22 protein-coding genes and 2 pseudogenes are annotated in these 24,755 nt (G+C 38.2%); 12 read left to right on the top strand and 12 right to left on the bottom strand.

What is annotated here, in order from left to right:
- The first annotated feature begins 62 nt into the window (after positions 1–62).
- Both PLEUR7319_RS0121100 and PLEUR7319_RS0121105 read left to right on the top strand, forming a co-directional pair.
- Positions 63–674, top strand: a complete 612-nt coding sequence (locus PLEUR7319_RS0121100; RefSeq protein ID WP_019507219.1) for a chorismate lyase — start codon at positions 63–65, stop codon at positions 672–674.
- Positions 675–799: 125 nt separating this feature from the next.
- Positions 800–1,135, top strand: coding sequence for a hypothetical protein (locus tag PLEUR7319_RS0121105; RefSeq protein WP_019507220.1), 336 nt, complete (start codon positions 800–802; stop codon positions 1,133–1,135).
- A 192-nt stretch (positions 1,136–1,327) separates the two neighbouring features.
- Here the strand turns inward: PLEUR7319_RS0121105 and PLEUR7319_RS39600 are convergent.
- From PLEUR7319_RS39600 to PLEUR7319_RS42185, 6 genes and pseudogenes are all read right to left on the bottom strand, one after another.
- Positions 1,328–1,558: pseudogene (locus PLEUR7319_RS39600) on the bottom strand (IS701 family transposase); the annotation flags it as partial.
- 486 nt (positions 1,559–2,044) lie between these two features.
- Positions 2,045–3,460 carry a TldD/PmbA family protein gene (locus PLEUR7319_RS0121115; protein WP_019507222.1) on the bottom strand — a complete coding sequence of 472 codons (1,416 nt, stop codon included), beginning with the start codon at positions 3,458–3,460 and terminating at the stop codon, positions 2,045–2,047.
- A gap of 61 nt (positions 3,461–3,521) precedes the next feature.
- On the bottom strand, positions 3,522–3,983 hold the full coding sequence (locus PLEUR7319_RS0121120; protein WP_019507223.1) for a response regulator transcription factor: 462 nt from the start codon (positions 3,981–3,983) through the stop codon (positions 3,522–3,524).
- Positions 3,984–4,169: 186 nt separating this feature from the next.
- Entirely contained in the window at positions 4,170–4,334 is a 165-nt protein-coding gene (locus PLEUR7319_RS41675) for a hypothetical protein (RefSeq protein WP_192816093.1), read from the bottom strand.
- Positions 4,276–4,458 (bottom strand): annotated as a pseudogene (locus tag PLEUR7319_RS43625) (spherulation-specific family 4 protein); the annotation flags it as partial. The gene PLEUR7319_RS41675 and the pseudogene PLEUR7319_RS43625, both read right to left, overlap by 59 nt.
- Positions 4,458–4,700: a hypothetical protein gene (locus PLEUR7319_RS42185; RefSeq protein ID WP_019507224.1), complete on the bottom strand. Its 243-nt coding sequence runs from the start codon at positions 4,698–4,700 to the stop codon at positions 4,458–4,460. The pseudogene PLEUR7319_RS43625 and the gene PLEUR7319_RS42185, both read right to left, overlap by 1 nt.
- Positions 4,701–4,900: 200 nt before the next feature.
- Between PLEUR7319_RS42185 and PLEUR7319_RS0121135 the strand changes: the two genes are divergently transcribed.
- Positions 4,901–5,794 carry an alpha/beta hydrolase gene (locus tag PLEUR7319_RS0121135; protein WP_019507225.1) on the top strand — a complete coding sequence of 298 codons (894 nt, stop codon included), beginning with the start codon at positions 4,901–4,903 and terminating at the stop codon, positions 5,792–5,794.
- 694 nt (positions 5,795–6,488) lie between these two features.
- The gene (locus tag PLEUR7319_RS0121140; protein ID WP_019507226.1) at positions 6,489–7,550 is read left to right on the top strand and encodes an acyltransferase; all 1,062 of its coding nucleotides are present in this window, start codon (positions 6,489–6,491) and stop codon (positions 7,548–7,550) included.
- A gap of 34 nt (positions 7,551–7,584) precedes the next feature.
- On the opposite strand, the gene PLEUR7319_RS0121145 is transcribed toward PLEUR7319_RS0121140, so the two are convergent.
- The 4 genes from PLEUR7319_RS0121145 to PLEUR7319_RS0121160 all read right to left on the bottom strand — a co-directional run bounded on the left by PLEUR7319_RS0121145 (position 7,585) and on the right by PLEUR7319_RS0121160 (position 11,125).
- Positions 7,585–7,833, bottom strand: coding sequence for a FeoA family protein (locus PLEUR7319_RS0121145; RefSeq protein WP_019507227.1), 249 nt, complete (start codon positions 7,831–7,833; stop codon positions 7,585–7,587).
- Positions 7,834–7,960: 127 nt separating this feature from the next.
- Entirely contained in the window at positions 7,961–8,500 is a 540-nt protein-coding gene (locus tag PLEUR7319_RS0121150) for a ferredoxin (protein ID WP_019507228.1), read from the bottom strand.
- A 369-nt stretch (positions 8,501–8,869) separates the two neighbouring features.
- Positions 8,870–9,919 carry a hypothetical protein gene (locus tag PLEUR7319_RS0121155; protein ID WP_019507229.1) on the bottom strand — a complete coding sequence of 350 codons (1,050 nt, stop codon included), beginning with the start codon at positions 9,917–9,919 and terminating at the stop codon, positions 8,870–8,872.
- A gap of 105 nt (positions 9,920–10,024) precedes the next feature.
- The gene (locus PLEUR7319_RS0121160; protein WP_019507230.1) at positions 10,025–11,125 is read right to left on the bottom strand and encodes a chlorophyll a/b binding light-harvesting protein; all 1,101 of its coding nucleotides are present in this window, start codon (positions 11,123–11,125) and stop codon (positions 10,025–10,027) included.
- 622 nt (positions 11,126–11,747) lie between these two features.
- Here PLEUR7319_RS0121160 and PLEUR7319_RS0121165 point away from each other — a divergent pair.
- The 6 genes from PLEUR7319_RS0121165 to PLEUR7319_RS0121190 all read left to right on the top strand — a co-directional run bounded on the left by PLEUR7319_RS0121165 (position 11,748) and on the right by PLEUR7319_RS0121190 (position 17,752).
- Positions 11,748–12,575 (top strand): hypothetical protein, encoded by an 828-nt coding sequence (locus PLEUR7319_RS0121165; RefSeq protein ID WP_019507231.1) that lies wholly within the window; start codon positions 11,748–11,750, stop codon positions 12,573–12,575.
- Positions 12,576–12,750: 175 nt separating this feature from the next.
- Entirely contained in the window at positions 12,751–12,996 is a 246-nt protein-coding gene (locus PLEUR7319_RS0121170; protein ID WP_019507232.1) for a hypothetical protein, read from the top strand.
- A gap of 220 nt (positions 12,997–13,216) precedes the next feature.
- A complete protein-coding gene (locus PLEUR7319_RS0121175) occupies positions 13,217–14,275 on the top strand; it encodes a chlorophyll a/b binding light-harvesting protein (RefSeq protein WP_019507233.1) in 1,059 nt (352 codons plus the stop codon).
- A gap of 159 nt (positions 14,276–14,434) precedes the next feature.
- Positions 14,435–15,946 carry a chlorophyll a/b binding light-harvesting protein gene (locus PLEUR7319_RS0121180; RefSeq protein ID WP_019507234.1) on the top strand — a complete coding sequence of 504 codons (1,512 nt, stop codon included), beginning with the start codon at positions 14,435–14,437 and terminating at the stop codon, positions 15,944–15,946.
- 409 nt (positions 15,947–16,355) lie between these two features.
- A complete protein-coding gene (gene fldA / locus PLEUR7319_RS0121185; protein WP_019507235.1) occupies positions 16,356–16,868 on the top strand; it encodes a flavodoxin FldA in 513 nt (170 codons plus the stop codon).
- Between the two features lie 143 nt (positions 16,869–17,011).
- The gene (locus PLEUR7319_RS0121190) at positions 17,012–17,752 is read left to right on the top strand and encodes an alpha/beta fold hydrolase (protein WP_019507236.1); all 741 of its coding nucleotides are present in this window, start codon (positions 17,012–17,014) and stop codon (positions 17,750–17,752) included.
- 528 nt (positions 17,753–18,280) lie between these two features.
- On the opposite strand, the gene PLEUR7319_RS0121195 is transcribed toward PLEUR7319_RS0121190, so the two are convergent.
- Positions 18,281–18,835, bottom strand: a complete 555-nt coding sequence (locus PLEUR7319_RS0121195) for a Dps family protein (protein WP_019507237.1) — start codon at positions 18,833–18,835, stop codon at positions 18,281–18,283.
- A 453-nt stretch (positions 18,836–19,288) separates the two neighbouring features.
- On the opposite strand from PLEUR7319_RS0121195, the gene PLEUR7319_RS41400 reads away from it, so the two are divergent.
- On the top strand, positions 19,289–19,447 hold the full coding sequence (locus PLEUR7319_RS41400) for a hypothetical protein (protein WP_019507238.1): 159 nt from the start codon (positions 19,289–19,291) through the stop codon (positions 19,445–19,447).
- A gap of 108 nt (positions 19,448–19,555) precedes the next feature.
- On the opposite strand, the gene PLEUR7319_RS36270 is transcribed toward PLEUR7319_RS41400, so the two are convergent.
- On the bottom strand, positions 19,556–21,427 hold the full coding sequence (locus PLEUR7319_RS36270) for a GGDEF domain-containing phosphodiesterase (RefSeq protein WP_019507239.1): 1,872 nt from the start codon (positions 21,425–21,427) through the stop codon (positions 19,556–19,558).
- Positions 21,428–22,120: 693 nt separating this feature from the next.
- Between PLEUR7319_RS36270 and clpB the strand changes: the two genes are divergently transcribed.
- A complete protein-coding gene (clpB, locus tag PLEUR7319_RS0121210; protein WP_019507240.1) occupies positions 22,121–24,739 on the top strand; it encodes an ATP-dependent chaperone ClpB in 2,619 nt (872 codons plus the stop codon).
- Positions 24,740–24,755: the final 16 nt, after the last annotated feature.

Consider the following 24,755-nt stretch of genomic DNA (forward strand, 5'->3'; position numbering starts at 1 on the left):
GGAAATTTTTAACAAAGAACGTTACCATCATTATTAAGAAGAGTAAAGTTTTGTAACTTAAAGTGACTGCAACCCAACCATACAATATCCATAGCACTATTAAAAGCTGGCATCGTCTCAAGCCAATTTGGCAGGGAGACCAAGAAATTGTTCAGCAAGGACTACCCCACGATCAGCTAGCCCCAACATGGCAAATGCTCTTATTAGGCGATGGCTCTCCCACTCATCATTTACAGTTACTTACTGGGGAACGAACTGAAGTAGATGTTATCGATATGTCTTTAATTGGTGAATGCGACGATGACGCACCAAATGAAATTAAAGTCATCTCCGAACCCAGATTAAGAAGACAAGTATGGTTACGCACTGAATCGGGTAAAAGATTAGCTTATGCTGCTTCCTGGTGGAATGCCAGCAATATTGATGATTATTTGCAGAATCGTTCTCAACCTATATGGCGCAGCCTTTCGACACTACATACCGAGTTATATCGGGATGTTCGTGGAGTTTATTGTGGATATTCTTCGGACTTAGAAGCCGCATTTAAGGAAAAAGAACCATTTTGGGGTCGTCACTACTTGTTTTGGCATGATCGTCAACCTCTAACTTTGATCTATGAGGTATTTTCTCCTTACCTACAAAAATACCTCGGAAAAATGAGCAAAAATGCTTAAACCTCCTAAATCTAAAGTCTTTATAACTTCTGGGGTTCATTCTGTATGCTTCCCATATACTTCCTTCAGGTGTAAATAATCTTTTAATCTTTTACACCAAAAAAAAGTGCAAGAGGATAAAGAATATGGGTTTACTCGGAAAACTATTCGGTAAGAAAGAAGAAGATAAAGCAGCTAAAGCAGGTAAAGTCTCTGTTAAAGCAGCAGCCAAAGAAAATAAGATTCCACCCGAAAAAGTTGGTCTTGATGGTCAATTTGACGAGAGTGGGCTAGCTAAGCGTGTTGCTCAAGCACTAGATGAAGCTGGTGTATCAGACAGCGTTGGACTTTGGGTTGCCCAAACAGGCAGTACTGTTGTTTTAAAATACAATCCTGATGCTGAAAGCATCCTCTCGAAAGCTGAACAAGTTGCCAAGGGGGTTGACGGAGCAAATGCAGTGCAAACCATACCTAATAGTTAATATAGCCGTACCAAGTAACATTAAGACAAGTTTATTTGATTGCTCGTAAGTAATGAGTAATAAGTGTCCTAATGTAAATCTGTATTGCTATATTTCGGTAAAAATTGATAATTAGTAATTACTAATTAATTCTCAAATGTTAGTTAGGGCTGTAGTGTTTACGCTATCTAGTCCTTTTTTTTCAGAAAGTTTTTAACGGTACTTAAACAAAAATAAAGCCCAAACAAAGCCTAAACTAGCTTTATAAGCTATAAATACGTCACGATTCTGGTTGAGCCACTCTACTAAACGATAAGAGATAGCGGTACGAAATGTCTCTAAGGCTTCAGGAAAAGTATTCAAAGGTTTGTTCACTCAACGTCGTCTTAAACCTCCAGTGAACTTATGCCAAAGAATAAAAGTATAAGCACAAAATACCAAGATATAGCCGTACAAAGTTGTATTAGGACAAGTTTATTTGATTGCTCGTAAGTAATAAGTAATAAGTAATAAGTAATGAGTGTTCTAATGTAAGTCCGTATTGCTATAAAATGCCTTTCTAAACTCTTTTTCCCCCCAACTTGATATTCTTTTAATCTTAACCAACCCTTGGCTTCTCTATAAAAAACTTAGTCTTAAGTAAAAATAACAAAAAAAAAGAGGATTTATTTACAAATCCTCGTAAATATACTGTTGTGCTCTATCTCAAGAACATAGATGATGGTTTCTGTCGCTAAACAAATTTGATTCATCTATAAGGATATTCTCAGAGTTTTTGATGATTGGACTAGTTCAAAAAGCGATACACAACTAGCTAATTATGTAATCTTGCTCCGTAACCCAGTCATTGTGATTGGGTTTTTTCTTATTTAAACCTTTACTGTTATTTTAATCTCTGACAAAGAATAAGTGCCAGAAATAAAGACGTAATTAATTAGAATCGCCGCCAATCGTGACATTTTGGATTCTTAAACTTGGACCACCACAACCAACGGCTAGTCCAGATTGTCCTCCTTTGCCACAACCGCCTGACTCATCCCAATAAAAATCATTGCCGATCGCTTCAATATTGGCTAAAGTTTTGAATACATTACCGGAGAGAGTAACATCTTTTACCGGTTCGGCAATTTCCCCATTCCGAATCATCCAGGCTTCCCCCGCACTAAAGGTAAACATTTCGCCATTAGTCATTCCTCCTAACCAATTACGAGCATATACTCCTTCTGAGATACCTTGAAAAAGCTCCGTTACTGGCGTATGACCTCTAGCAATCCAGGTATTAGTCATCCGGACTATGGGTGAATAATTGTAGTTAAGACAACGGGCATTACCTGTAGGCTGTTCTCCCAGTGTGCCAGCTGTTTCACGGGAGTGTAACCTGCCCACCAAAATTCCATCTTTAATTAATTGCGTAGTAGTTGAGGGCGTACCTTCATCATCATAGAAATAGCTACCTCGGTGGATATAATTTTGCTCGGATGTTATTGGTGCAGCACCATCAAATATTTGCAATTCTTCCGAACCAAAACGTTTGCCTATACTCATTATTTCTAACAAGTCAGGATTTTCATAAGCCATATCTGCTTCTGAGAGATGTCCAAAGGCTTCATGAACAAATAAGCCTGTCAATATGGGGTCGATGACTACAGTATAGATATTTCCTTTGATTTTGGGTAATGATAGGGCGTCTACTGCTCTTTGGGCTGCACCGATGACTTGATGATCTAAGTTACATAAGTCTTCATAAGCCTGACGTGAACCAACGGTTTCTCGCCCTGTTTGTACTGTATCTCCTTTCCTGGCGATCGCCGCAAAGCGCATTTCCATATCTGACCAAGATTGCTCAATCAAGCTGCCTTCGGAAGTAGCGATAATTATTTTTTGAGAACTATCACTATAACTAACTGTGGTAGAAGTAAGACACTTGTTATAGCTACGTAGCAGCTCATTATAGCGATCGCATAGTGCTTTTTTATTTCTTAGAGATATTTCTCTGGGATTACTTCCTGAAAGGGGAATTTGACATATGTCATGTACAGCTTCGACGTTCGCGAGGATAGTTTCTGATTCCCCCACCATTTTGGCAGCAGCGATCGCCTCTTCTATTCTGGCTACCAATGTTGATAGATCATTAAAAGCCGCAAATCCCCAACCTCCACGATGACAAGCTCGAACTTGCCCACCTAAAGCGATGCTTTCACTAAGAGTTTCTATTTTACTGGTTCGCAATAAAATATTTGTTTCCTCTACTTGTTCTAGACGAATAGTCAAAAAGTCAACGCGATCGCCGTAAGTAGAAATTAATTCAGATAGTCGATTTTTGTGTTCGGCAAAAAGATCAGACATTACAGTTGCAAATATGCTCAAATCCTAGCTTATATTATCGTCTGACTTTCATATTTTGATTTTAATTTTGTAGTAAAGGTAAGCACTGATGCAGCTTTTGATCTAAATATAGGGATTGAGGATAGTTACTGGCTAAATCAGTAGCTTCTAAAATAATTTCGGCATTACTTTCCTTAGTACAAAAAGAATTAACTCCAAGAGAATATAGTAGTTCAATTACTTCTGGATGTTGATAATCACTCCAATGAATTAAACTTGTTTGAGGTGAGATTGCTTTGATCAAAGCTAAGTTATCAGGATTGGACTCTTCTTCGATATCAAAGAACAAAATATCGATGGTCATTTGTCCATACATTAGAGAAAATACTTGCTCTGAGTCTTCTAATAAAAGAACTTTAAGATGAGGTCTTTTAGTTTTAATGAGTTCGCTTAACAGTCTTCCCTGCTGTCTGTTAGGTTCGACGATTAATACATTTAAAGATTTACATAGATAGGATTTAGAAGCAAAAATATTGTCTACCATGTATTTTTAGATTGTACTCTTACGTGTATTTATTTAAATATTATTACTTACAATAGTGCATAGTATTTTTAACTCCCAGTATTTCTACAGTAAGTTATTCGAAAGTTCATAAAAACCAAGATGTTTTTAAAGTTTATCCAAAGTTAAACATCTAAGTATTTATACTTTATTGTCTCCGAAGTAGCTTTAAAGATATAAGTTTGAACAACGTCTGGCAACGCAACCTAGTTTTTTGACTATATTCTGAGAATTATGACGTATACAATGAGTCTGATTATCTTCATCGAGAACATCAGCTAATATAACTTGACAATCCATTGCGGCAATCTGCTCCCAATCTACAACTACCATCTAGAAAAATCCCCTCAACATCGTAATAGCTGTGATAGAGATTTATGTCGTGTTTTACTTCCTCAATTGGGCGATCGCCATATTTAGTATATACATAACCCAAAATAGTAATGTCTGACTGCCTTAAATCTTGTAAACCTTTCTCATAGTCGGAATTAGGGGGCTGACCATCAGGACCATTGGAACTTGTTCGGCAGCACGAGCAACATCAGACCAGACATAGGTTTCAGGCTCATACCAGTTGGGATAACTATAAAGAGGAAGCAGAATTTTAATTGGACTAGCTACCATTGATTGAGATTTAAAATAAAACACCATCCCAACAACCACAATTGCAATTAAAAACTTCCTCAATAACAGTTTCATAGATTTACCTATTACCCATAACCCATAATCTATAAATTATTAGACCTGTCTTGAAAACAGTCTGAGCTTTCAAAGATAACTCGGTAAAGATGCTTTGACTATTAAAAACTCATTTTTCTCCCTGTTTTTTCTCGATTTACCCTTTTAATAGAGAAAACTGATGCACTTGGCTGAGTTTAATCCTCCAACAAACGGAAATTATGAGTCAACAAGAACTTGCTGTTATTATTCACAAGCTACGTAACTTTCATTGGGGTGAAAACATAAATGAAATGCGAGCTAACTTTGAAGCAGTATTTACCATGCCATCTCATCCTAATGCAACTATCAAATCGATTGATGTTGTTGGCATACCCGCAGATTTAATTTCCACACCAGAAGCATCTTCAGAGCAGATTATTCTTTATTTACATGGTGGTGGTTATCTGTTTGGCTCTCGCAATACTCATCGTCGTGTTGCCTGCGATTTCTCAACTGCTACCAAAGCACAAGTTTTGCTTATTGACTATCGATTAGCACCCGAATATCCTTTTCCCGCAGCTTTAGAAGATGGTTTGATATCCTATCGTTGGCTACTCGAAACAGGTTTTGATTCGGCACAGATAGCTTTAGCTGGTGATTCTGCTGGGGGGAATTTAGCTCTAGGAATGATGTTGTCGTTAAGAAACAATCGCGAACCCCTTCCTGCTTGTGCTTTATTGATGTCGCCTTTAACAGATTTTGCCAGAACGGGTCGCTCTTTACAAACCTTAGCCGAAGTAGATCCGATAGTTTCGCCCGAACTTTTAGAAATCGTAGCCAATTCTTATCTACCAGAGAAAAATTTTCTCAATTCCATAGTTTCGCCAATTTACGCTGATTTATCGGCATTACCTCCTTTGTTGATTCATGTAGGTAGTCAAGAGGTTTTACTGGATGATTCTCTTAGATTGGCTAGCAAGGCGACTGAAGATAATGTGGCAGTAGAACTAAAAGTTTGGCAAGAACTGATTCACTGTTTCCACCAATTTGCCCCCAAACTTGCTGAAGGAAGAGAAGCTATTGACGAAGCAGGAGCTTTTATAGCCCAGCGGTTGAATGTAGATTTTACTTAACAGATTTTACTAATGCCAGTACTAATTTGACTTATTAAAAAAATATTTGCATCAAGAAGCAATGAAATATTAATAAAGATTTGAGCAAGAATTTCGAGCTATAGCTATTTGAAATGAGATGCTCCCAACCCCTATCGCAATACTTCAAGAGATAGCCGTATTTATTGATTGGTTGCGTCTGGGAAAAGGGAAAAGATAGAAATTCGATCTACATAGACCTTCTTGATGCAGTCGCTATATGCTCCGCGGTATCCCTTGTATCTTGAAATTAGGGTATCAAATCCTGATGCTTTAGGACTTCATCAAGAAGAAACTGCTGAACCCGAAGGGGGGTTCCCGAGGGGCTGCATCGCTTTTTTACTTTACCCTTGAACCCCTATTCCCTATTCCCTATTCCCTGACTCCACTAAGGTATATCTCATTAATACGAGAAACGCTATACTTGCAAATTAACCTATAAATTTGCTATTTTTTACACGAAATCCTTAAATTTGCGGTAAATATATATCTTGGCAATATACCATGTAGAAACTAATTTGGAGATTTAGTTACTCATTACATCATGTTTCTATATATTAATTAATAATTAATAAGTGAATAATAGTGATTATATTATTATTCATGATCTTTCAATTATTAATTTTCTCATGCTATCTTTTTTCCCACGAACTTATTTTTCGGACAAGTCTAATAAATGCTATTACAATCTCCGCCCAAAAAGAAATTTATTAACTCAATTAATTATTTTAGAGGAATAGCAATTATTTTAATTGTTTTAGGACATTGCTATGATTTATCACGTTGGGATATTTCTAATAATGTAGAACAAGTTTTTTATTCCCTAACATTGAACGGTAGTGTCTATTTTGTGTTTATCTCTGGTTTTCTTTATTACCATATCTTTTATCAGAGATTTAACTACAAAAAATTCATGCTCAAAAAAACGCAGTTTGTGTTTTTACCGTATCTACTTTTTTCGCTGATTCCTATTTTGTACACGGTTTTTGTCGGTGGTGGAGGCGAGTTTTTACCTGAAGGATTAAAGCAGCAACCTTTTCTAGCAACAATTTGGTATTTTGCTACAGGTAGAATATCTTATGCTTATTGGTATATCCCGATGGCAATGCTTTTATTTGCCTTATCTCCCGTAATTAATTGGATTATTAAATCAGGCAGAGTTCTAGAAGTAATTTTGTTTTTACTTCCTATTTCACTAATTGTTCATCGTCCCATCGATAATATTAATCCAATTCATTCTTTGGTTTATTTTTTTCCTATATACTTAATCGGAATTTGGAGTTCAATTAACAATAAAAAGATATATGCTTATTTGCGAGATCACAAGAAAAAATTAGTGCTTATTTTATTAGCGATCGCCATAGGTATAATTCAAGTTTTAGTTTTCCAAGAACCAGGCAATTTCCACAAAGAGTTTTGGTCAATTACGGTTCCAGATATTAATTTAATTCAAAAAATTTTGTTGTGCTTTTTCTTTATGTCGATCTTAGACCTTTACGAAGATAAGGACATTACAAGTATGAAGAAAGCTGCTGAAACTAGTTTCGCTATCTACTTTATTCATCCATTCTTGATTAACGCTTTAATCAGTATCGCCACTAGATTAAATCTAACTTATCAGGGAAACTTTTTTATTTTGATATTAGTTACATTTTGCGTCGTTGTTATTTCAATGGCGATCGCCTATGGCATCAAGGCTATTTTCAAGAAAAATAGTCGTTACGTCATTGGCTGGTAATATTTACTGATTAAACTTTATTCCCAGAGCCAAATCATTGATCATCGATTGGTTGAACATACAGTGCGTCTGCTTCTGGTTTAGACAATTGCATGATTTTTTCCTCGAACATGATTTTAATGCAACCTTTAGGTAAGGTTTTATCTAGCAAGATTAAGCTTTTTCCTCTGCTTAAACCTTTTGTTAGCAGAGTACCAACATAACCACCATAAACACGATTATAGGCAACAATAACTACTGCTGTTCCCACTGACAGCTCTCTAATACTTATCTTTTTGTCCACTATTTCTATTTGCTTTGAATTTTAAAAATTTTTATGGCGATCGGCATTTTAATTGAGACTAATTATCAGTTGTGATCATATAACAATTAGTGTGTAAAATAAATTATTGACTATAATTTTAGATAGTTTAAATTAAATGTTTATCGATCAATAAAGGTATTTGTTGCGGTTGTATACCTCCATAGTGGATTTTGTCTGGAAGCATAACGACGTTTGGTGCTTGTTTGCACTTTTTTAAACACCCTGTAGTTTTTATTTCTACCTGTTCAGTAATTTGGCGACGCTCTAATTCCTCTTTTAATAGCTCACACGCTACTTTCCCGCCTTTATTCCAACAGCTAGAACTCTGACAAAATAATACTTTAGCTCTAGTTTTGTCGCTAGTTTGCTCGAGAGGCGGAGTTGCCAGTAATTCTATGCCGTAGGCTTTATATTCAACTTTACCTTGATGGATTTTGTGTTTTTGCATTCCTGCAATCTTCAACACACATCCTAGCTTTAGATGCTGACTGAGGAATTCAGGCTGTTCTTTCGGTACTTTTATCCAGTAATCTTTCTCTTTGTCAGACAACAATAAATATTTAACCCGTCCATTTGACTTAACTCTCAAATCTTCTAGTTTACCGGTGATGGTGAACTGAGACACTAAAGGGTATAACGCTACCATAATCTTGCTCCTAATTTTAGTTTATATTGAAAATTATTGATTTTATTTATCAATAAATTATACTGTCTAATACTTTAGCAGTATCTCTTATATAAAAACTTTCTCAATTTTGAAGTTAAGTTGGAGATTTTTTTAAATTAACTCTCCAGCTTTTAGCTACCAGCTATTTACTACGTAAGTGAGAGGTTATGCTAAATAAAATTCAGGAGAGGCTGTAGTCGGATTTATAGCAATACGGACTCACATCGGGACACTCATTGCTCATTACTCATTACTCATTACTCATTATTTACGAGCAATCAAACAAACTTGTCCTAATACAACTTTGTACGGCTATAAAATCCGATCTCGATCAGCTAAAGCTATGTTCTATGGTTTAAATGAAAGCAAAACTAAGCTAATCACGACAATAGCCAAGACAATAAAACCTGCGATGATTGCTTGGAATTTATCTTCTTCTGAGAGTTCTGTCCCTTCAGATTTAGATTTGAGGGCGTGCCAAATATGACCACCAACGAAAGTACCGCATAGAGCAAACTGCACTCCAGCGAATTGGCTTAAATCACCACCATAAAGTTCGGTAGGATAAGCCAAGTCATTAAAAGCTACAAAATAACCAGAAGTAAAAGCCATCAAAGCTACTCCTGCCAAACTGTAAGATAAAATAGCGTGTCCATTGTAAGTAAAAGTTTTCTTTGCCCAAGCGATAGGTTCGGTCGTAATGTGCCAAATTCCGCCTGCAATACAGGCAACACCAACCCAAATATGACCACCTACTAAATCGGGGAGGTTATCTACCGCAGCCATACCCAAGGGATTCCAGACTCCATCTTTGATCCCCACTACATAGCCCAAGATAGTTACTGGGTTTAGAGTAGCATCCGTTACTAAAGTAATGTCTTCGACGGCAGGATTATAGATGCCACCCCAGAACATTGCTTTCCCAACAAATAATAAAGCTGCTGCACCAAGAAAAATTAAATGATGACCCAAGATAAAGCCTAGCTTCTTAGGATCATTCCACTCATAATGAAATTTAGGAGCGCGTCCAGAACCATCTTGAAGATTGGCTGCACCACGAAAAACATGAAACAATCCCCCTGCTCCCAAAACTGCCGAAGCAGCTAAATGAAGTACGCCAATTACAAAGAAGGGATAGGTATCAACAATCTCTCCCCCAGCACCAATTCCCCAACCTAAACGAGCTAGATTTGGTAAGAGTAGTAATCCCTGTTCATTTAAGGGAATATTAGGTATGAAACGGTCTAATTCCAATAGCGTGACAGATCCTGCCCAAAACATAATTAGTCCAGCGTGAGCGATATGCGCTCCCAAAAGTTGACCCGATAAATTGATTAAACGAGCATTACCCGATAGCCAACTGTAATCACTATTAGAGATATTAGTAGTTGCGGTCATGATTTATCTATTTTCCATTACTAAAAACTAAGAAAGCTCAATGCAAAGGAGAATTTGCACTAAGCTGTAAATGAGAACACGATCAAAAAGCAGTTGGAGAATGTTCTATTCGGCAGCCCCTTCAGTGGCTGCTTGAGGTGTTGCCTTTGGTTTGCCGACCACTGGCGCACCTGCTTGAGGATTTCCTGCATTATCCAGAGCTTGGGTGACTCGCTTGAAATCAAAGCCGATCGCTCTTAAAGCATGCCAGAGATGACCCTGAAGGAAGAAAAATGCTAAGAAGAAGTGGGCATTTGCCAACCAAGCACGAGCAGTATGGGTACCAGGAGGTAAAACAGCTGTATCAGTGAAGTAAGGAACAACTCCTAACTTGACATCCAGGGTCGCGCCATAAAATTCAGGAGGATAGGCAAGAGTATTGACCGCACAGAAGTAAGCAGCCACAAAACCAGCTAAAGCGATCCCGCCAAGGGAATAAGAAAGAATTGCTTCACCCGAAAAAATAAGTTGTTTCTTTGCCCAAGCCAATGGAGGGGTAATAATGTGCCAGATCCCACCAGCAACCAAAAGAATGCCAACGAAAACATGACCACCAACTAAATCTTCTAGATTATCCACTGAAGCAAAATGAGTTTGATAACCGAAGATGGTGAGGGGGTTTAACGTTGGCTCCGTGACTATTCGCACATCCTGGATATTGACATCATATAGCCCACCCCAGAACATGGCTTTGCCAACTAGTAGTAAAGCTCCCAGACCGAGAAATAGTAAATGATGACCGAGAATAATGCCCAATTGCTTGGGATCATCCCATTCAAAGTGGAACCTACGCGCCCCACCATTCGTCTCTTGTAAATCGCTGGGTGCTTTGAAAGTATGGTAGAGCGCACCTGCACCCAACACAGCAGATGAAATTAAGTGAACTGCACCGACAACAAACATCGGATAAGTATCAACAACTTCTCCCCCAGCACCAACACCTAAACCTAAAGTAGCTAGGTGAGGTAAGAGAATCAATCCTTGCTCACCCATCGGTAAACTAGGATCGAATTTAGACAGTTCAAAAAAAGTAAAAGCTCCCGCCCAAAAAACAATTAAAGCTGCTTGAGCTGCGTGAGCTGCAATAAACAAGCCAGATAGCTTGGCAAAACGAGCATTTCCCGCCCACCAATCGTATTTAACTTGCGGTTTATCGTATGTTTGCAAAACGAAACCTCGCTGTTAACAGAGTGTGTATTGTAAAGCTTGTTACTAAATATTCTCAACAAGCTACCAACAAGTTCATTTTGCATTTATTGATAGTCTTTTGCAACATGATTGCTAACAAAACTTAATAATAAACAGTTTTTGCAAATTCTTGCTTCGAGCGATCGCTTGATCAAAAAAGCCATTAGCTGTTAGCTTTTAGCCTTTAGCTCTAAAGACTAGTTAAGTTAATAGCAAGGGAGCTATAAGCTATTGGGTTTAATTCCCTGTCGTCTATAGGTTGTCTACAATTAGTTAGGGTCTAAAACCCCATTTGATTGAACGTGGTTGTATAAGCTAATAGCTAAGGGCTAATAGCTTATGGCTAGGGCGAAGCTCTCTATCAGTAATCAGTTCTTACGAAGTTTGCTTATGCTTGCAGTATCCCTTTGGGACAACGGAGGGAACCTCCCTAAAGGGTTCAGCACTTTGCTCAAGTCGGGGAACCCGCCCAACGCAAGTGCTTCACCGCAACGCAACTTCGCGCTAATCAGTAATCAGTAATCAGTCAGTTATGATCGGGAGATATTGAAAATGCGATTATGCTAATGCTTAGCCTTAGGATCGCACTTTGATCGTAAATATGAACACGAAACAGTTTCCTGCCAGGCTTCATTTATTAATCGCTAAAAATAATGACAACGGAATTGTTATTCGACGAGGTCCTTCTAAGCAAGTATGTATTCTGGCTTGGGATCGGAGCAGAAATACTTTTACTGTCAGTCAGTGGTTAAAGGGAAGAATTTATGAAAGAAGATCTGACATTTCTCCTTCTGGAAAGTACTGGATTTACTTTGCTATGAATGGTAAATGGCAATCAGAAGCTAAAGGTTCTTGGACTGCGATCGCCAGAGCACCTTGGCTAAAAGCTATTGAGTTGTTACCAAAGGGGGATTGTTGGCAAGGGGGAGGTTTGTTTCTTGACGATCAAACCTATTGGTTAAATGGTTGTCATGAGTCACTTTTGACTACCAAGGAAATAGCTAGAAATAAATCCTATCAACCCAAAAATCAATATGGTGGGGAATGCCTTAATGTTTACTTCAATCGACTTCAGCGAGATGGATGGAATCTAACTACTGATTGGAAACAAGGACAATGGCATTTGCCAACTATCTTTGACAAGAAATTATTGCATGGCTGGAAAATTAAAAAAATTTGCCATGCACAAGTTGATTCTCCTCCAGGAAAAGGATGCTATTGGGATGAACATGAACTACATAACCAGAATGGCGAAATATTGACTAAACCAAAATGGGAGTGGGCTGATTGGGTAGATAATGCCCTAGTTTTTGCTGAGGATGGATGTCTGTATAAACTCACTATTGAAAGTTTTAATGACCTCAGTGAAGCCCAACTACTTCATGATTTTAATAGTTACAAATTTGAAAATAGACAGGCACCGTATTAAGTAGATCCACTTTATTAAACATGGAATGGTTAAGATCGGGGTTAGGTGATAGTGGTTAGGGATTAGGGAGAATCATCTTCAATTTTTTTACTGTTCTATTAGACGTTTTATTAGGTGGAGCTACTTAATGGCGATTCACACTAAAATAAGTAAGATAAAAAGTCTGATATAAATCATGCCTAAGATATCAATATATCTGGATGAAGAACGATTAAAAGACTTAGAAAGACTAGTAAAAAGCAATCCTCACCTGACTAAGCGTAACCGCAGTGAATTAGTCAGTTATTTGGTTGAGCAAGCAGCGATCAAGCAAAAAAGAAGTGAAATGCTAGAAGCTGCCGAGGCAATTGATGAATTAAATTTGGGTTGGAGTGAAGAGGAACAAAATTGCGCGATTTTCGATGCAGAAGTATCTGGTTAGTCTGTTTCGAGGAGTTTTTACATTTACACACTCCATCTAACTGGCGATCGCCCAAAACCAAATAAAATAATTGAATTTCCTCTGTCAATTAGGTGTCTTTATATTTCTTATAAAGAATAACTTTCAATAAAGAGATTTTTACGTTAAGCTTAATCTTGAAAAATTATTGAAGATTATTCTCATTAAAATAATTATTCTTTAAATTAGGAGGCTAGTAACTGTGACTGCTGTAACGGAAACACCAGGAAAAATCGCAGACTCCACAGATATTCCTTGGTGGGCGGGCAATGCTCGTCTCAAAGATATTTCGGGTAAATTGCTGGGAGCCCATGTAGCTCATGGTGGACTAATCGTTTTTTGGGCAGGAGCGACAACTCTCTGGGAGATTTCTCGTTTTGATCTAGCTCAACCAATGTACGAACAGGGTTTAATTCTACTACCTCACCTTGCTGCTTTAGGTTGGGGAGTTGGTGCAGAAGGCGAAATTGTTGATACTTACCCCTATTTTGTGATTGGTGCTTTGCACTTAATTTCTTCAGCTTTTTTAGGTTTTGGTGGTATCTATCACGCCGTATTTGGACCTCAATATTTACAAAACACTTCTGAATTTTTTGGTTATGAATGGCGAGATACCTCCAAGATGACTGACATTTTGGGAATTCACTTGTTATTGTTGGGCATAGGTGCATTTCTTCTGGTTGCCAAGGCAATGTTCTTTGGTGGTTTATACGATCCAGCGATCGCTGAGGTGAGAACTGTAACGACTCCCACTCTCAATCCAGCAATTATTTTTGGTTATTTATTTGGTGCGATTGGTCACGATTGGATTGCGAGCGTAGATAATCTAGAAGATTTGGTTGGGGGTCACGTTTGGATTGGAAGTATTTTGCTCCTTGGTGGCTTATGGCATATCAATACCAAGCCCTTAAACTGGACACGTAATTTATTTGTTTGGTCAGGAGAAGCTTATCTTTCCTATAGTTTGGGGGCGTTAGCACTAATGGGTTTTGTTGCTGCTTACTTCTGTGGAGTAAATACCCTTGCTTACCCCGAAGTCTTTTATGGCTCAGCTCTATCGTTTAAATTAGATATCTTTCCTTACTTTGCCAGTGATAATAGTGTTATTTCTTCGCGAGCATGGTTAGCTAATGCCCACTTCTTCCTGGCTTTCTTTTTACTTCAGGGACATATTTTTCACGCCCTAAAAGCTGCTGGCTTTGATTTTAAACAAGGAAGGATTGTTCCTTCTTTGATAGGTCCTGAACCAGATTTTGACTAAATGAACTGAGTTCGGAGTTCGGAATTCGGAGTTCGGAGTTTGGAGTGAGCTAAAAGCGGAGGGATCTGAAAGTGGAAAGCCTACTTGACTAATTAATATTCTTAACCGAGCTGAGATTAATTTGACTTCACACAAGTATAGATAAAATGAGGTGACAAGATGACAGCCGTAGTTGCGGAAAGTCCTAATAGAAATAAAATTCCCGATGTAGGTTGGTGGGCAGGAAATGCTCGCCTAACTAATTTATCAGGTAAGTTGCTCGGCGCACATATTGCTCAGGCAAGTTTAATTGTCTTTTGGGCAGGGGCAATGACTCTGTTTGAGATTTCTCAATATAGTCCAAATTTACCAATGTACGAACAGGGGTTAATTTTATTACCCCATCTGGCAACTCTGGGCATTGGGGTAGGTGATGGTAGTCAGGTAGTTGATACCTATCCCTATTTTGTAATTGGAGTAGTCCATTTAATTTCTTCTGCTGTATTAGGTGCTGGTGGAATCTATCATTCCCTTTTGGGCGCAGAAGTTTTAGCGGAAAATGATACTTTTGCCGGTTTTTTTGGCTATGATTGGCAAGACGATGATAAAATGACCACGATTATTGGTATTCATCTCACTTTGCTGGGTATAGGTGCATTCCTACTGGCTTTTAAAGCGATGTTTTGGGGCGGTCTTTTCGATCCGACTGCGGGAGATTTGGGACAGGTAAGGATTGTCACCGACCCGACAGTTAACCCGATAACTATTTTTGGCTATTTGTTTGGAGCTGCTGGCGATCGCGGTATGGCAGCAGTAAATAACCTTGAAGATCTAGTAGGTGGTCACTTGTGGGTTGGTTCTCTGTGTATCCTGGGTGGATTTTGGCACATAGGAACTAGACCCTTTGGTTGGGCGCGACAGGTATTAGTCTATTCGGGAGAAGCTTATCTCTCTTATAGCTTAGGTGCGATCGCCTATATGGGTTTTTTAGCAGCTTATTTCTGTACTTACAACAGCACAGCCTACCCAGAAGTTTTTTATGGTCCAGTGGATCTAATTCAAACTGATGCCGGAGTAATTACTGCTCGAGGTTGGTTAGCTACGGCACACTTTGTCTTAGCATTAATATTTCTTTTTGGTCATATTTGGCACGCTATTCGCGCCAGAGGCAAAGAAGCAGGATTTGATTTTAACGCCCGCAACGTTTCCTTGGTTGTATCAGATGATCCCTTTACAGGTAATCTCAAAACTCCTCTTAACTCTTCCGATTTTAGTCTTTGGTTGCTCGGTAATTTGCCTTTCTATCGCCCAGGTATTTCTCCTCTATTTAGAGGCTTAGAAATTGGTATGGCTCATGGCTACCTGCTATTTGGTCCCTTTGCTCTACTAGGACCCCAAAGGAACGCAGCTCAAGCTAACTTTATTGGTTTAATCGGTGCCTGCGGCTTAGTAGTGATTTTGACAATTTGTCTATCAATCTATGGAGGCGTTTCTTTTAAGAAAGAATGGCGATCGGAGTTTATGACCTATAGCACCGCTAATCGCAATATCCCTGATGCCCTCAAGACAATTGACGGCTGGAGTCAATTTGCTGCCGCCTTCTTGGTTGGTGGTATGGGAGGTGCTTTCTTTGCTTATCTTATTTACGACAATCTAGATGTACTCAAAGCTATATTAGCTGGCAATATCTAGAATCAGCAAAATTTTTTCAATTTTATTGAAATTAATTTGCAATACATGTATGATAGTTGAGGGTGAAAAACTCATACCTTAAGTTTTAAGGGGTTGGTACTATTTTCAACCCAATCCCCATTCCTACAAGACTTAGAGTCTTATGTAAAAGAATTTTTGAATTTAATTTGGTCAAGTACTTGTGATTCTAAATAAATTGCCAAAGTTGAATATCATCTTGGGTAATTAAAAATAATTACTAATAAAGTGCTTAGCCTGTGATTGAGCGAAGCTTACCGCCATAGGCGATTGGCTTTGCCACTGCCCGAAGGGCAATCGCCAAACTAACTACAAACTAACTATTTTGTTCTGATGGCTCAGAAGATAAATAGCTAAACAAACATCGAAAAAATCAGAGGAATTACGAATAATGGCAAAAGTTGGTCTTTTTTACGGTTCTACTACAGGCAAAACAGAAGCAGCAGCCGAAGAAATTCAGTCTGCTTTAGGTGGCGAAGATGTGGTGACATTGCATGAAATTGCTGATGTATCTGAGGAATTCGCCGATTATGATTGTTTGATTATTGGTTGTCCTACATGGGATGTGGGCGAACTTCAGAGTGATTGGGAAGGTTTCTATGATGACGAATTAGATAGTGTTAATTTTAGTGGTAAAAAAGTAGCCTATTTTGGCACAGGCGATCAGGTAGGTTACGCTGATAACTTTCAGGATGCGATGGGAATTTTAGAAGAGAAAATTTCTAGCCTAGGAGGAACTACTGTTGGTCATTGGTCTACTGATGGCTACGAGCATGAAGCATCTAGAGCAGAAAAGAATGGTAAATTTGTCGGTTTAGCTCTCGATGAAGATAATCAATCAGAATTAACTGAAGGCAGAATTCAGGAATGGACGACACAACTCAAATCTGAATTCGGTCTCTAAAGTTTGGGAGTTCTCCTCTCCTAAAGGGCGGGGGAAAGTAATTGCATTTAATGAGCCATAAAAGTCTTTTACTTTTCCCTTTTATTATTTTTCGCTATTTTTTCGAGCAATTTGTCTTTCAGATATCCATACACACAGATAAAATGTCTAAATCAACTACCAGAGTTTGGATCAACGCCAATCCCAGTTTTAAATATTTTGATGGCAGGGTAGTACGTAATCTTTCTCGGCAAGGGACTCTAGCCTACTGGGAATATTGCCAAAATCAAGATGAGGCAAGCTCTATAGATATTGCTTTAAATTTACTACAGGATTATTTGGCAACTATATCAGAACCAGTCGATTTGATTGGTCATGGAACAGGTGGAGTGCTGGGCTTGCTTTATACCCGTCTATATCCCCGTAAAGTCAAATCATTAACGTTGATATCTGTGGGTTTTAATCCCGCCACCGATTGGCAAGCTCATTATTACCAAATGCGAAAATTATTGCCTTGCAGTCAAGAGAGACTACTGTCACGCATGGTACAAATGATGTTTGGCGTTCAAGATCGAGCAAATACTCTAAATTTAATCAAAGTATTGCAACAAGATCTTGTTACTGCCCCTAGCCTTCACTCTCTCTATCAGCAATATTCTATTCCTATTGGAGGAGTTTCAGTACCTTTAATGGTGTGTGGGAGTAAAAACGATGGAATTGTCGATCTTCCTGCACTTAGCAGATGGTCAGAATGTCTTCGTAAAGAAGATCGAATGTTAATCGTACCATTTGGGAATCACTTCCCCCACTATTTTTTCCCCGAATATACGGCTGAACAGATTTTGCAATTTTGGCAGCATGTTGAACTTTATTCCGGTAATATTTCTCTGGAAGCTATTAAGTAAATGGGCTGAATAACTTGAGTTCGGAGTACTCGCTACGCGTAAACGCTCAAAGAGCGGCTTCTCGTAAGAGCGAAGCTAAGCAACGGAATTCGGAGCTATAGGTTATAGGTTATGGGTTATGGGTTAGTTCAGAGTTCGGTATTTTGCTTAAGTATGCCAAGTTTTTGATTCTCTTAGATCTCGGAGAAAGTTTTAAGCCAAGTAACAATTTTCTAAAATAGTTTTCAAGCAACTAGCTTGAGTTTTTCGGTTTAAATGGAAGTTAATCGCTTTGAGCATTTACATTTATCTTCATCTAACCACTTTTATAAACCATTAACTTAGCTACGTTAAACCCCGTCCACATTGAAAACTGGAGTTTTGCTGGTTAAATAAAGTTTGAGTTAAAAGAATCAAGAACAACTTGTTACTTGCTACTTGTTACTTGTTACTTTCTCGAACAGTTACATTTAAAACTACAGGTTTCAACAGCGTGGTTGGATATGCTGAACTAAATTCAGCATCCCCCATGCTCAAATTAGATTCGGTTTAGTTAGCTTTATTTCCTACGAAAGCCAAGGTTAAACTGTCGTGAACTAGGAAATGATGTAAGTGATAGGCTCTTTCTTCGGTTTTGAGCAAGATCTGCTCATAAAGATAACGAGTAGCGCGATCGCCCAAACTTTCGGCTTGAGCAGCTAAACGACGTAACAGCTTAATAATTTCTTGTTCTGCTGCCAGATCGTGTTCTACCATCTGACGTTCATTGTAGACTCCATCAGCTTCTGGTTCAAAACAACACAATTCAGCCAATTTGGTAAAGCTAGCAGCAGGAATTCCTCCCAGACCATTCAGCCTTTCGGCAATATCATGAACATGCCCCTGTACATCTCCGTAACTTTCTTCAAAAAACTCGTGTAATGAGTAAAATTCTGAACCTTCTACAACGAAGTGATGCTTTTGATACTGTAAGTACAAACCTTGAAAACTCGCAAGAGCACTATTAAACCCTTCGCATACTGGTTCTGTGACGCTTTTATCTAGTAATACGGGATTATCTTCTACGTGTCCAAAGGGACGCAACAAATCTTCTGCTACAGACATAATGTTTTCATTAAGTTAAGTTTATTGACAATTTAAACTTAACACGAAAAAGAGTAGAGCGAATACTTTATTTTCATCAGTCTATCACAAAATGAAGTAATTTTTCATTAATTGCAAAATAAATAATCAATTTATTAAAAAAGATAATCAATAGTTTTAATGATAAATATTCTTATTAAGGGATGAGCTGATATACTACTATTGTTAGCTTAAGTTTTGAATTCCACAGTAATTTGTAGTTGAGGTGGCAACTCTTACAATAATCTCAAGTCTTTTATAGCAATACTTTAAAGCGAAAATTACTGGTTTGATTTTATTTTGAGTCATCAATTTATATTTGTGCCCAATATTCATCTACAAAACCTATGTTACTCGCCAAAAATAGAGTAAATCGAGCTTAATACTTATTGAGAATCAAGTTAAAAAGTAAAATGTAATAGAAAACTAAGACTCATGACAAAAGAAACCGTCCCCAGCAAAAATGCTAAAGTACCTCAATGGCAGTCAGAAAAAATGAGAATGCTAATCAGCGATCGCTGGCAAGAAATTCAAGAAATAGTCCAAGCCCGAGAAAGCGAACGCCAACAATATAATCGACATTATCGACGTTAGAATTAGTAACGCTTGCAAAGCAATTAGCAATTAGCAATTAGCAATTAGCAATTAGCCATTAGCCATTAGCCATTAGCACTAATCAAATTTGCTATCATTTCCATATAATTAGACCCGCAAGGTTTTAGTCTCAATTAAAGACTTAGCCTTGAGTTTAGATATTGGTTTAGAGAATAAAAATCCTTGTCCATATTCACATTGCAATTCTAGTAGCTGGTCGCACTGTTGTTCTGTTTCAATACCTTCAGCAATTAAGTCTAGTTCAAAAACTTCCGCCAGTTTAATAACTGTTTTGACTAATTCTAATTTACTGCGATCGCTTTCAATGTTTTGCACAAAGGAGCGATCGATTTTTAGGGTATCTACTGGTAAACAATGTAGATGACTCAGAGAAGAATAACCAGTGCCAAAATCATCCATCGAAAGCTGAATTCCCAAGCTTTTCAGTTGCTCAACCGTATTGAGGACAACATCAACATTCTCCATAACTTCGCTTTCGGTAATTTCCAATTTGAGACAACGAGGGTTTAAACCGGTTTCTGCCAGAATTTGAGCAATAATATGACCACCATAGGGTTGAGAAAACTGTTGACTAGAAATATTAACGCTAATAAATAGAGATTCCGAGCTAGGATATTGTTTTTGCCAAGCTGCCATTTGTTGGCAAGCAGAACGCAAAACCCACCAGCCAATGGGTATTATTAGTCCTGTATTTTCTGCTAAGGGAATGAAATTGGTAGGAGTAATTAAGCCTTTAATTGGGTGTTGCCAACGGATTAAAGCCTCAAAACCTACTAACTGACGATCGACTAACTTAATAATTGGTTGATAGTATAATTCAAACTGTTCTTGTTCGATCGCCTCGCGCAGTTCGTTTTCTGACTGAGACTGTTCAATACTTTGCAAATATAATGAACGTTCAAAAACTACATGACAAGCTTTACCTTGGGCTTTAGCTTGATTCATAGCAATTTCGGCATTCTGCAATGATTCAACTAGATTGTATGATTCATCACCTATTTGCTGAAGGCTACTATGATGATTAGAAGAAATGCCAATACTGGCAGTAATTAAGATTGAATGATCTTCAACTCGAATCGGTAGCGATAGTTCTTGTTGAATACGACAGGCTACTTCTGAGGGCAGACTGACGTGAGTAAAACCAAATAATAGAATCGCAAACTCGTCACTGCCTAATCTAGCGATTAGATCTTGACTTCTCAGACAGGATTGAAGCTTGTGAACAATTTTAACTAATAAACGATCGCCAATTGACTGACCAAAATTGTTATTGACGTTTTTAAAATGATCTAGATCCAAAAACAAGACCGCAAACATATAATCTGGATGCGGTTCTAAATGAGATAATTCTGTCAGATGTTGGATAAATAGCTGACGATTGGGCAATCTTGTGAGTTTATCGTGTTCGGATTCGTAATTAAGCTGATTTTCTATCTGCCTGCGCTCAGTAATATCTGTTTGCGATCCAATTAGACGATTAATTGAGCCTGAAGCATCACTGACACCAATACATTTACAGTGCATTAAACGATATTCTCCATCTTGATGCAGTAGAGAATATTCCATTTCAAATTGAGGAATTTTACCTTGCCGACAGGCGAGTAAATTGCGCTTGAGCTTTTCTATATCCGTGGCATGAACTCTAACAAACCACTCAATGGGATTATTTCTAATTTCTTGTTCCCGACAACCAACCATTGATTTCCAACGGGAAGAAAAGTAAATCTGATTAGAGCTTAAATTCCAATCCCAAAGACCATCATTAGTTATTTGGGTAGCCAAAGTATATCTTGTTTCACTATCTTCTAGAGCTTTTAAAAGTTGTTGATCTTTGACAAATTCCACCTCAGTAGCATTGAGAAGATTTTTCTCTTGGTTTAACTCATTATCAATTGAAGGAAGAAAAATACCTTCAAATAGATAGTGACCTAAAGATTGTTCTACTAAACCAGATTTCATTAGGATTTCCCATTTTACCTGTCGGCTGATCGACCCATGATTATAAGAGCAGAATAAACCATTATTTTGCTCTGTACATAAATTCTAGAAGCTTTCCTGTCTAAATTTCAACTTTTTAATATTGTTTTTAGATTTGTCTCTAGCATCATGTGTATCTTTAAACAAGAGCCTAGTTTGAATCAAAATCTTATGAGAACAAGTATTAAAAACAAAGTTTTTATTTTATAAGGTTGTAGCGATTTTTTTTTGCCAATAAATAGTTGCTCAATCTATCAACAGAATTGAACTAACCAAAAAATTACTAACTAATCATACTTCTAATTGGCACTTTAATACTGACTTATTGTCAAAATAATTATTAGCGATAAAAATGCTAATTAAATTAGGCAAAAGTCTCCTCGATATTAGTTGTTTTGACCTAGTAGAAACTACGAATTAAATGCTGAGTTACTAATAGCCTAGTGTAGGATACCCCGACCATTATATTCTGGTTTTCCTACCTAACTAGTTATCTAGTTCTCGCTACAATTACATTAAATCGACTAATAAAACAGCTAAATACTTGATTTAACTTTAAAAGTGGGCTGTGAGCAAATACAAACCTATAATTTGCTCAAATACATTATATTACTGAATATATCATTAAATTACTAATCCTCAAAAAACTTTTTATTTCTTTACTGAGAAGAAAATATGCAACCAACCAATCCTCAAAAATTTACCGAAAAAGCTTGGCAAGCGATCGCCAATGCGCCCAATATTGCCAAACAAAATCAACAACAACAAGTAGAAAGTGAACATCTATTTAAATCGCTGATTGAAGAAGAAGGATTAGCTAGCAGTATCTTTAATAAAGCTGATGTTAGTGTTCAGCTACTACGCAATAAAGTTGACCAGTTTATTAGCAGTCAACCCAAAGTAAGTAACTTAGAGGGTAATGTTTTCCTGGGACGAAGTTTAGATAGTCTATTGGATCGTGCCGAAAAGTACCGTCAGGAATTTGCTGATGATTATATTTCCATCGAGCATCTAGTCTTAGGTTTTACTCAGGATGAGCGCTGGGGACGTAAACTACTAAAAGATGTCGGTTTAACTGAAAAAAGGCTTAAGGAAATAATCAAACAAGTGCGCGGTCAACAAAAAGTCACCGATCAAAACCCAGAAGGGAAGTATCAGGCATTAGAAAAGTATGGGCGGGATCTAACTCAACTCGCCAGAGAAGGCAAACTAGACCCAGTAATCGGACGAGATGAAGAAATTCGTCGTACGATTCAGATTTTATCCCGACGGACAAAAAATAACCCCGTTTTAATTGGTGAACCCGGAGTAGGCAAGACAGCTATTGTCGAAGGATTAGCCCAAAGGATTATCAATCGAGATGTTCCTGAATCTTTACGCGATCGCAAGTTAGTCGCTTTAGATATGGGTGCATTAATCGCCGGGGCTAAATTACGCGGTGAATTTGAAGAACGTTTAAAAGCAGTTCTCAAGGAAGTCACAGAATCCGACGGCAATATCATTATGTTCATTGATGAAATTCATACCGTTGTTGGTGCAGGAGCGGCACAAGGCTCTATGGATGCGGGGAACCTGCTCAAACCGATGTTAGCCAGGGGGCAACTACGCTGTATTGGAGCGACTACCCTAGATGAGTATCGCAAGTATATTGAGAAAGATGCTGCTCTAGAAAGACGTTTCCAGTCAGTTCTAGTAGATGAACCGAACGTAATTGATACCATCTCAATTTTACGAGGACTCAAAGAACGTTACGAAGGACATCATGGTGTCAATATTGCTGATACTGCTTTAGTTGCGGCGGCTACTTTGTCAAATCGCTATATTAGCGATCGCTTTTTACCCGATAAAGCGATCGACTTAGTGGATGAGGCGGCGGCGAGACTGAAGATGGAGATCACTTCTAAACCAGAGGAATTAGATGAAGTAGATCGCAAAATTCTGCAACTAGAGATGGAAAGACTATCTTTGGAAAAAGAAGATAATCCTATCTCCAAAGAGAGACTAGAAAAGCTAGAAAAAGAACTAGCCGATCTCAAAGAAGAACAATCAGAAATTAATGCTCAATGGCAGTCAGAAAAAGAAGTCATTGACCAAATTCGTATCCTTAAGGACGATATCAACAGTGTAAACCTGGAAATTGAACAGGCAGAAAGAGACTACGATCTCAACCGAGCTGCAGAACTGCGTTACGGTAAACTAGCTCAATTGCAGGAACAAGTAGTAGAGATTGAGCAAAAACTGGCTGAAAGGCAAACTACAGGTAAATCTCTCCTGCGGGAAGAAGTATTAGAGTCGGATATTGCCGAAATTATTTCTAAGTGGACGGGAATACCCCTCAACAAATTAATTGAGTCGGAAAAAGCCAAGTTATTGAACCTGGAATCAGAGTTACATCAACGAGTTATCGGACAAGAGGAAGCTGTAACCGCTGTTGCTGATGCTATTCAGCGTTCTCGGGCTGGACTAGCCGATCCCCAGCGTCCTACTGCCAGCTTTATTTTCTTAGGACCAACTGGGGTAGGTAAAACAGAACTAGCCAAGGCTTTAGCTAAAAGTCTATTTGATACTGAGGAGGCATTAGTCCGCATTGATATGTCGGAATACATGGAAAAACATTCAGTTTCACGTCTGGTTGGGGCACCTCCAGGGTACGTAGGCTATGACGAAGGTGGACAATTAACCGAATCTATTCGCCGCCGTCCCTACTCTGTAATTCTGTTTGATGAGGTTGAAAAAGCCCATCCGGATGTCTTTAACATCATGTTGCAAGTCTTAGATGATGGACGATTAACTGATTCTCAAGGACGTACAGTGGACTTTACTAATACGATCATTATTATGACCAGTAATATTGGTTCTCAGTACATCTTGGATGTAGCCGGAGATGATAGTCAGTACGAAGAGATGCGATCGCGGGTGATGAATGCCATGCGAGATAATTTCCGTCCTGAATTTCTCAACCGAATTGACGAGATCATTATCTTCCATGCTCTGCTTAAAGAACAGTTACGCAATATTGTTCAGTTACAGGTTAAAGGTCTCGAACAACGTCTTGAAGATCAAAAACTTGCTTTAAAAATCTCCGAGGCTGGCTTAGATTACCTGGCTGAATTGGGTTACGATCCTGTGTATGGCGCACGACCTCTCAAACGTGCTATCTCTCGCTATCTGGAAACAGCGATCGCGAAAGGAATATTGCGCGGGGACTATAAAGGGGGTGACACTATTTTTGTCGACGAGGAAGATGAAAGATTAACTTTTAAAACCCTTTCGGTTGGGATGTTGACCAAATAAGTTAAAGAAACTTGAG

This window comes from Pleurocapsa sp. PCC 7319, from assembly GCF_000332195.1.
In the GTDB taxonomy this organism is placed as follows: Bacteria; Cyanobacteriota; Cyanobacteriia; order Cyanobacteriales; family Xenococcaceae; genus Waterburya.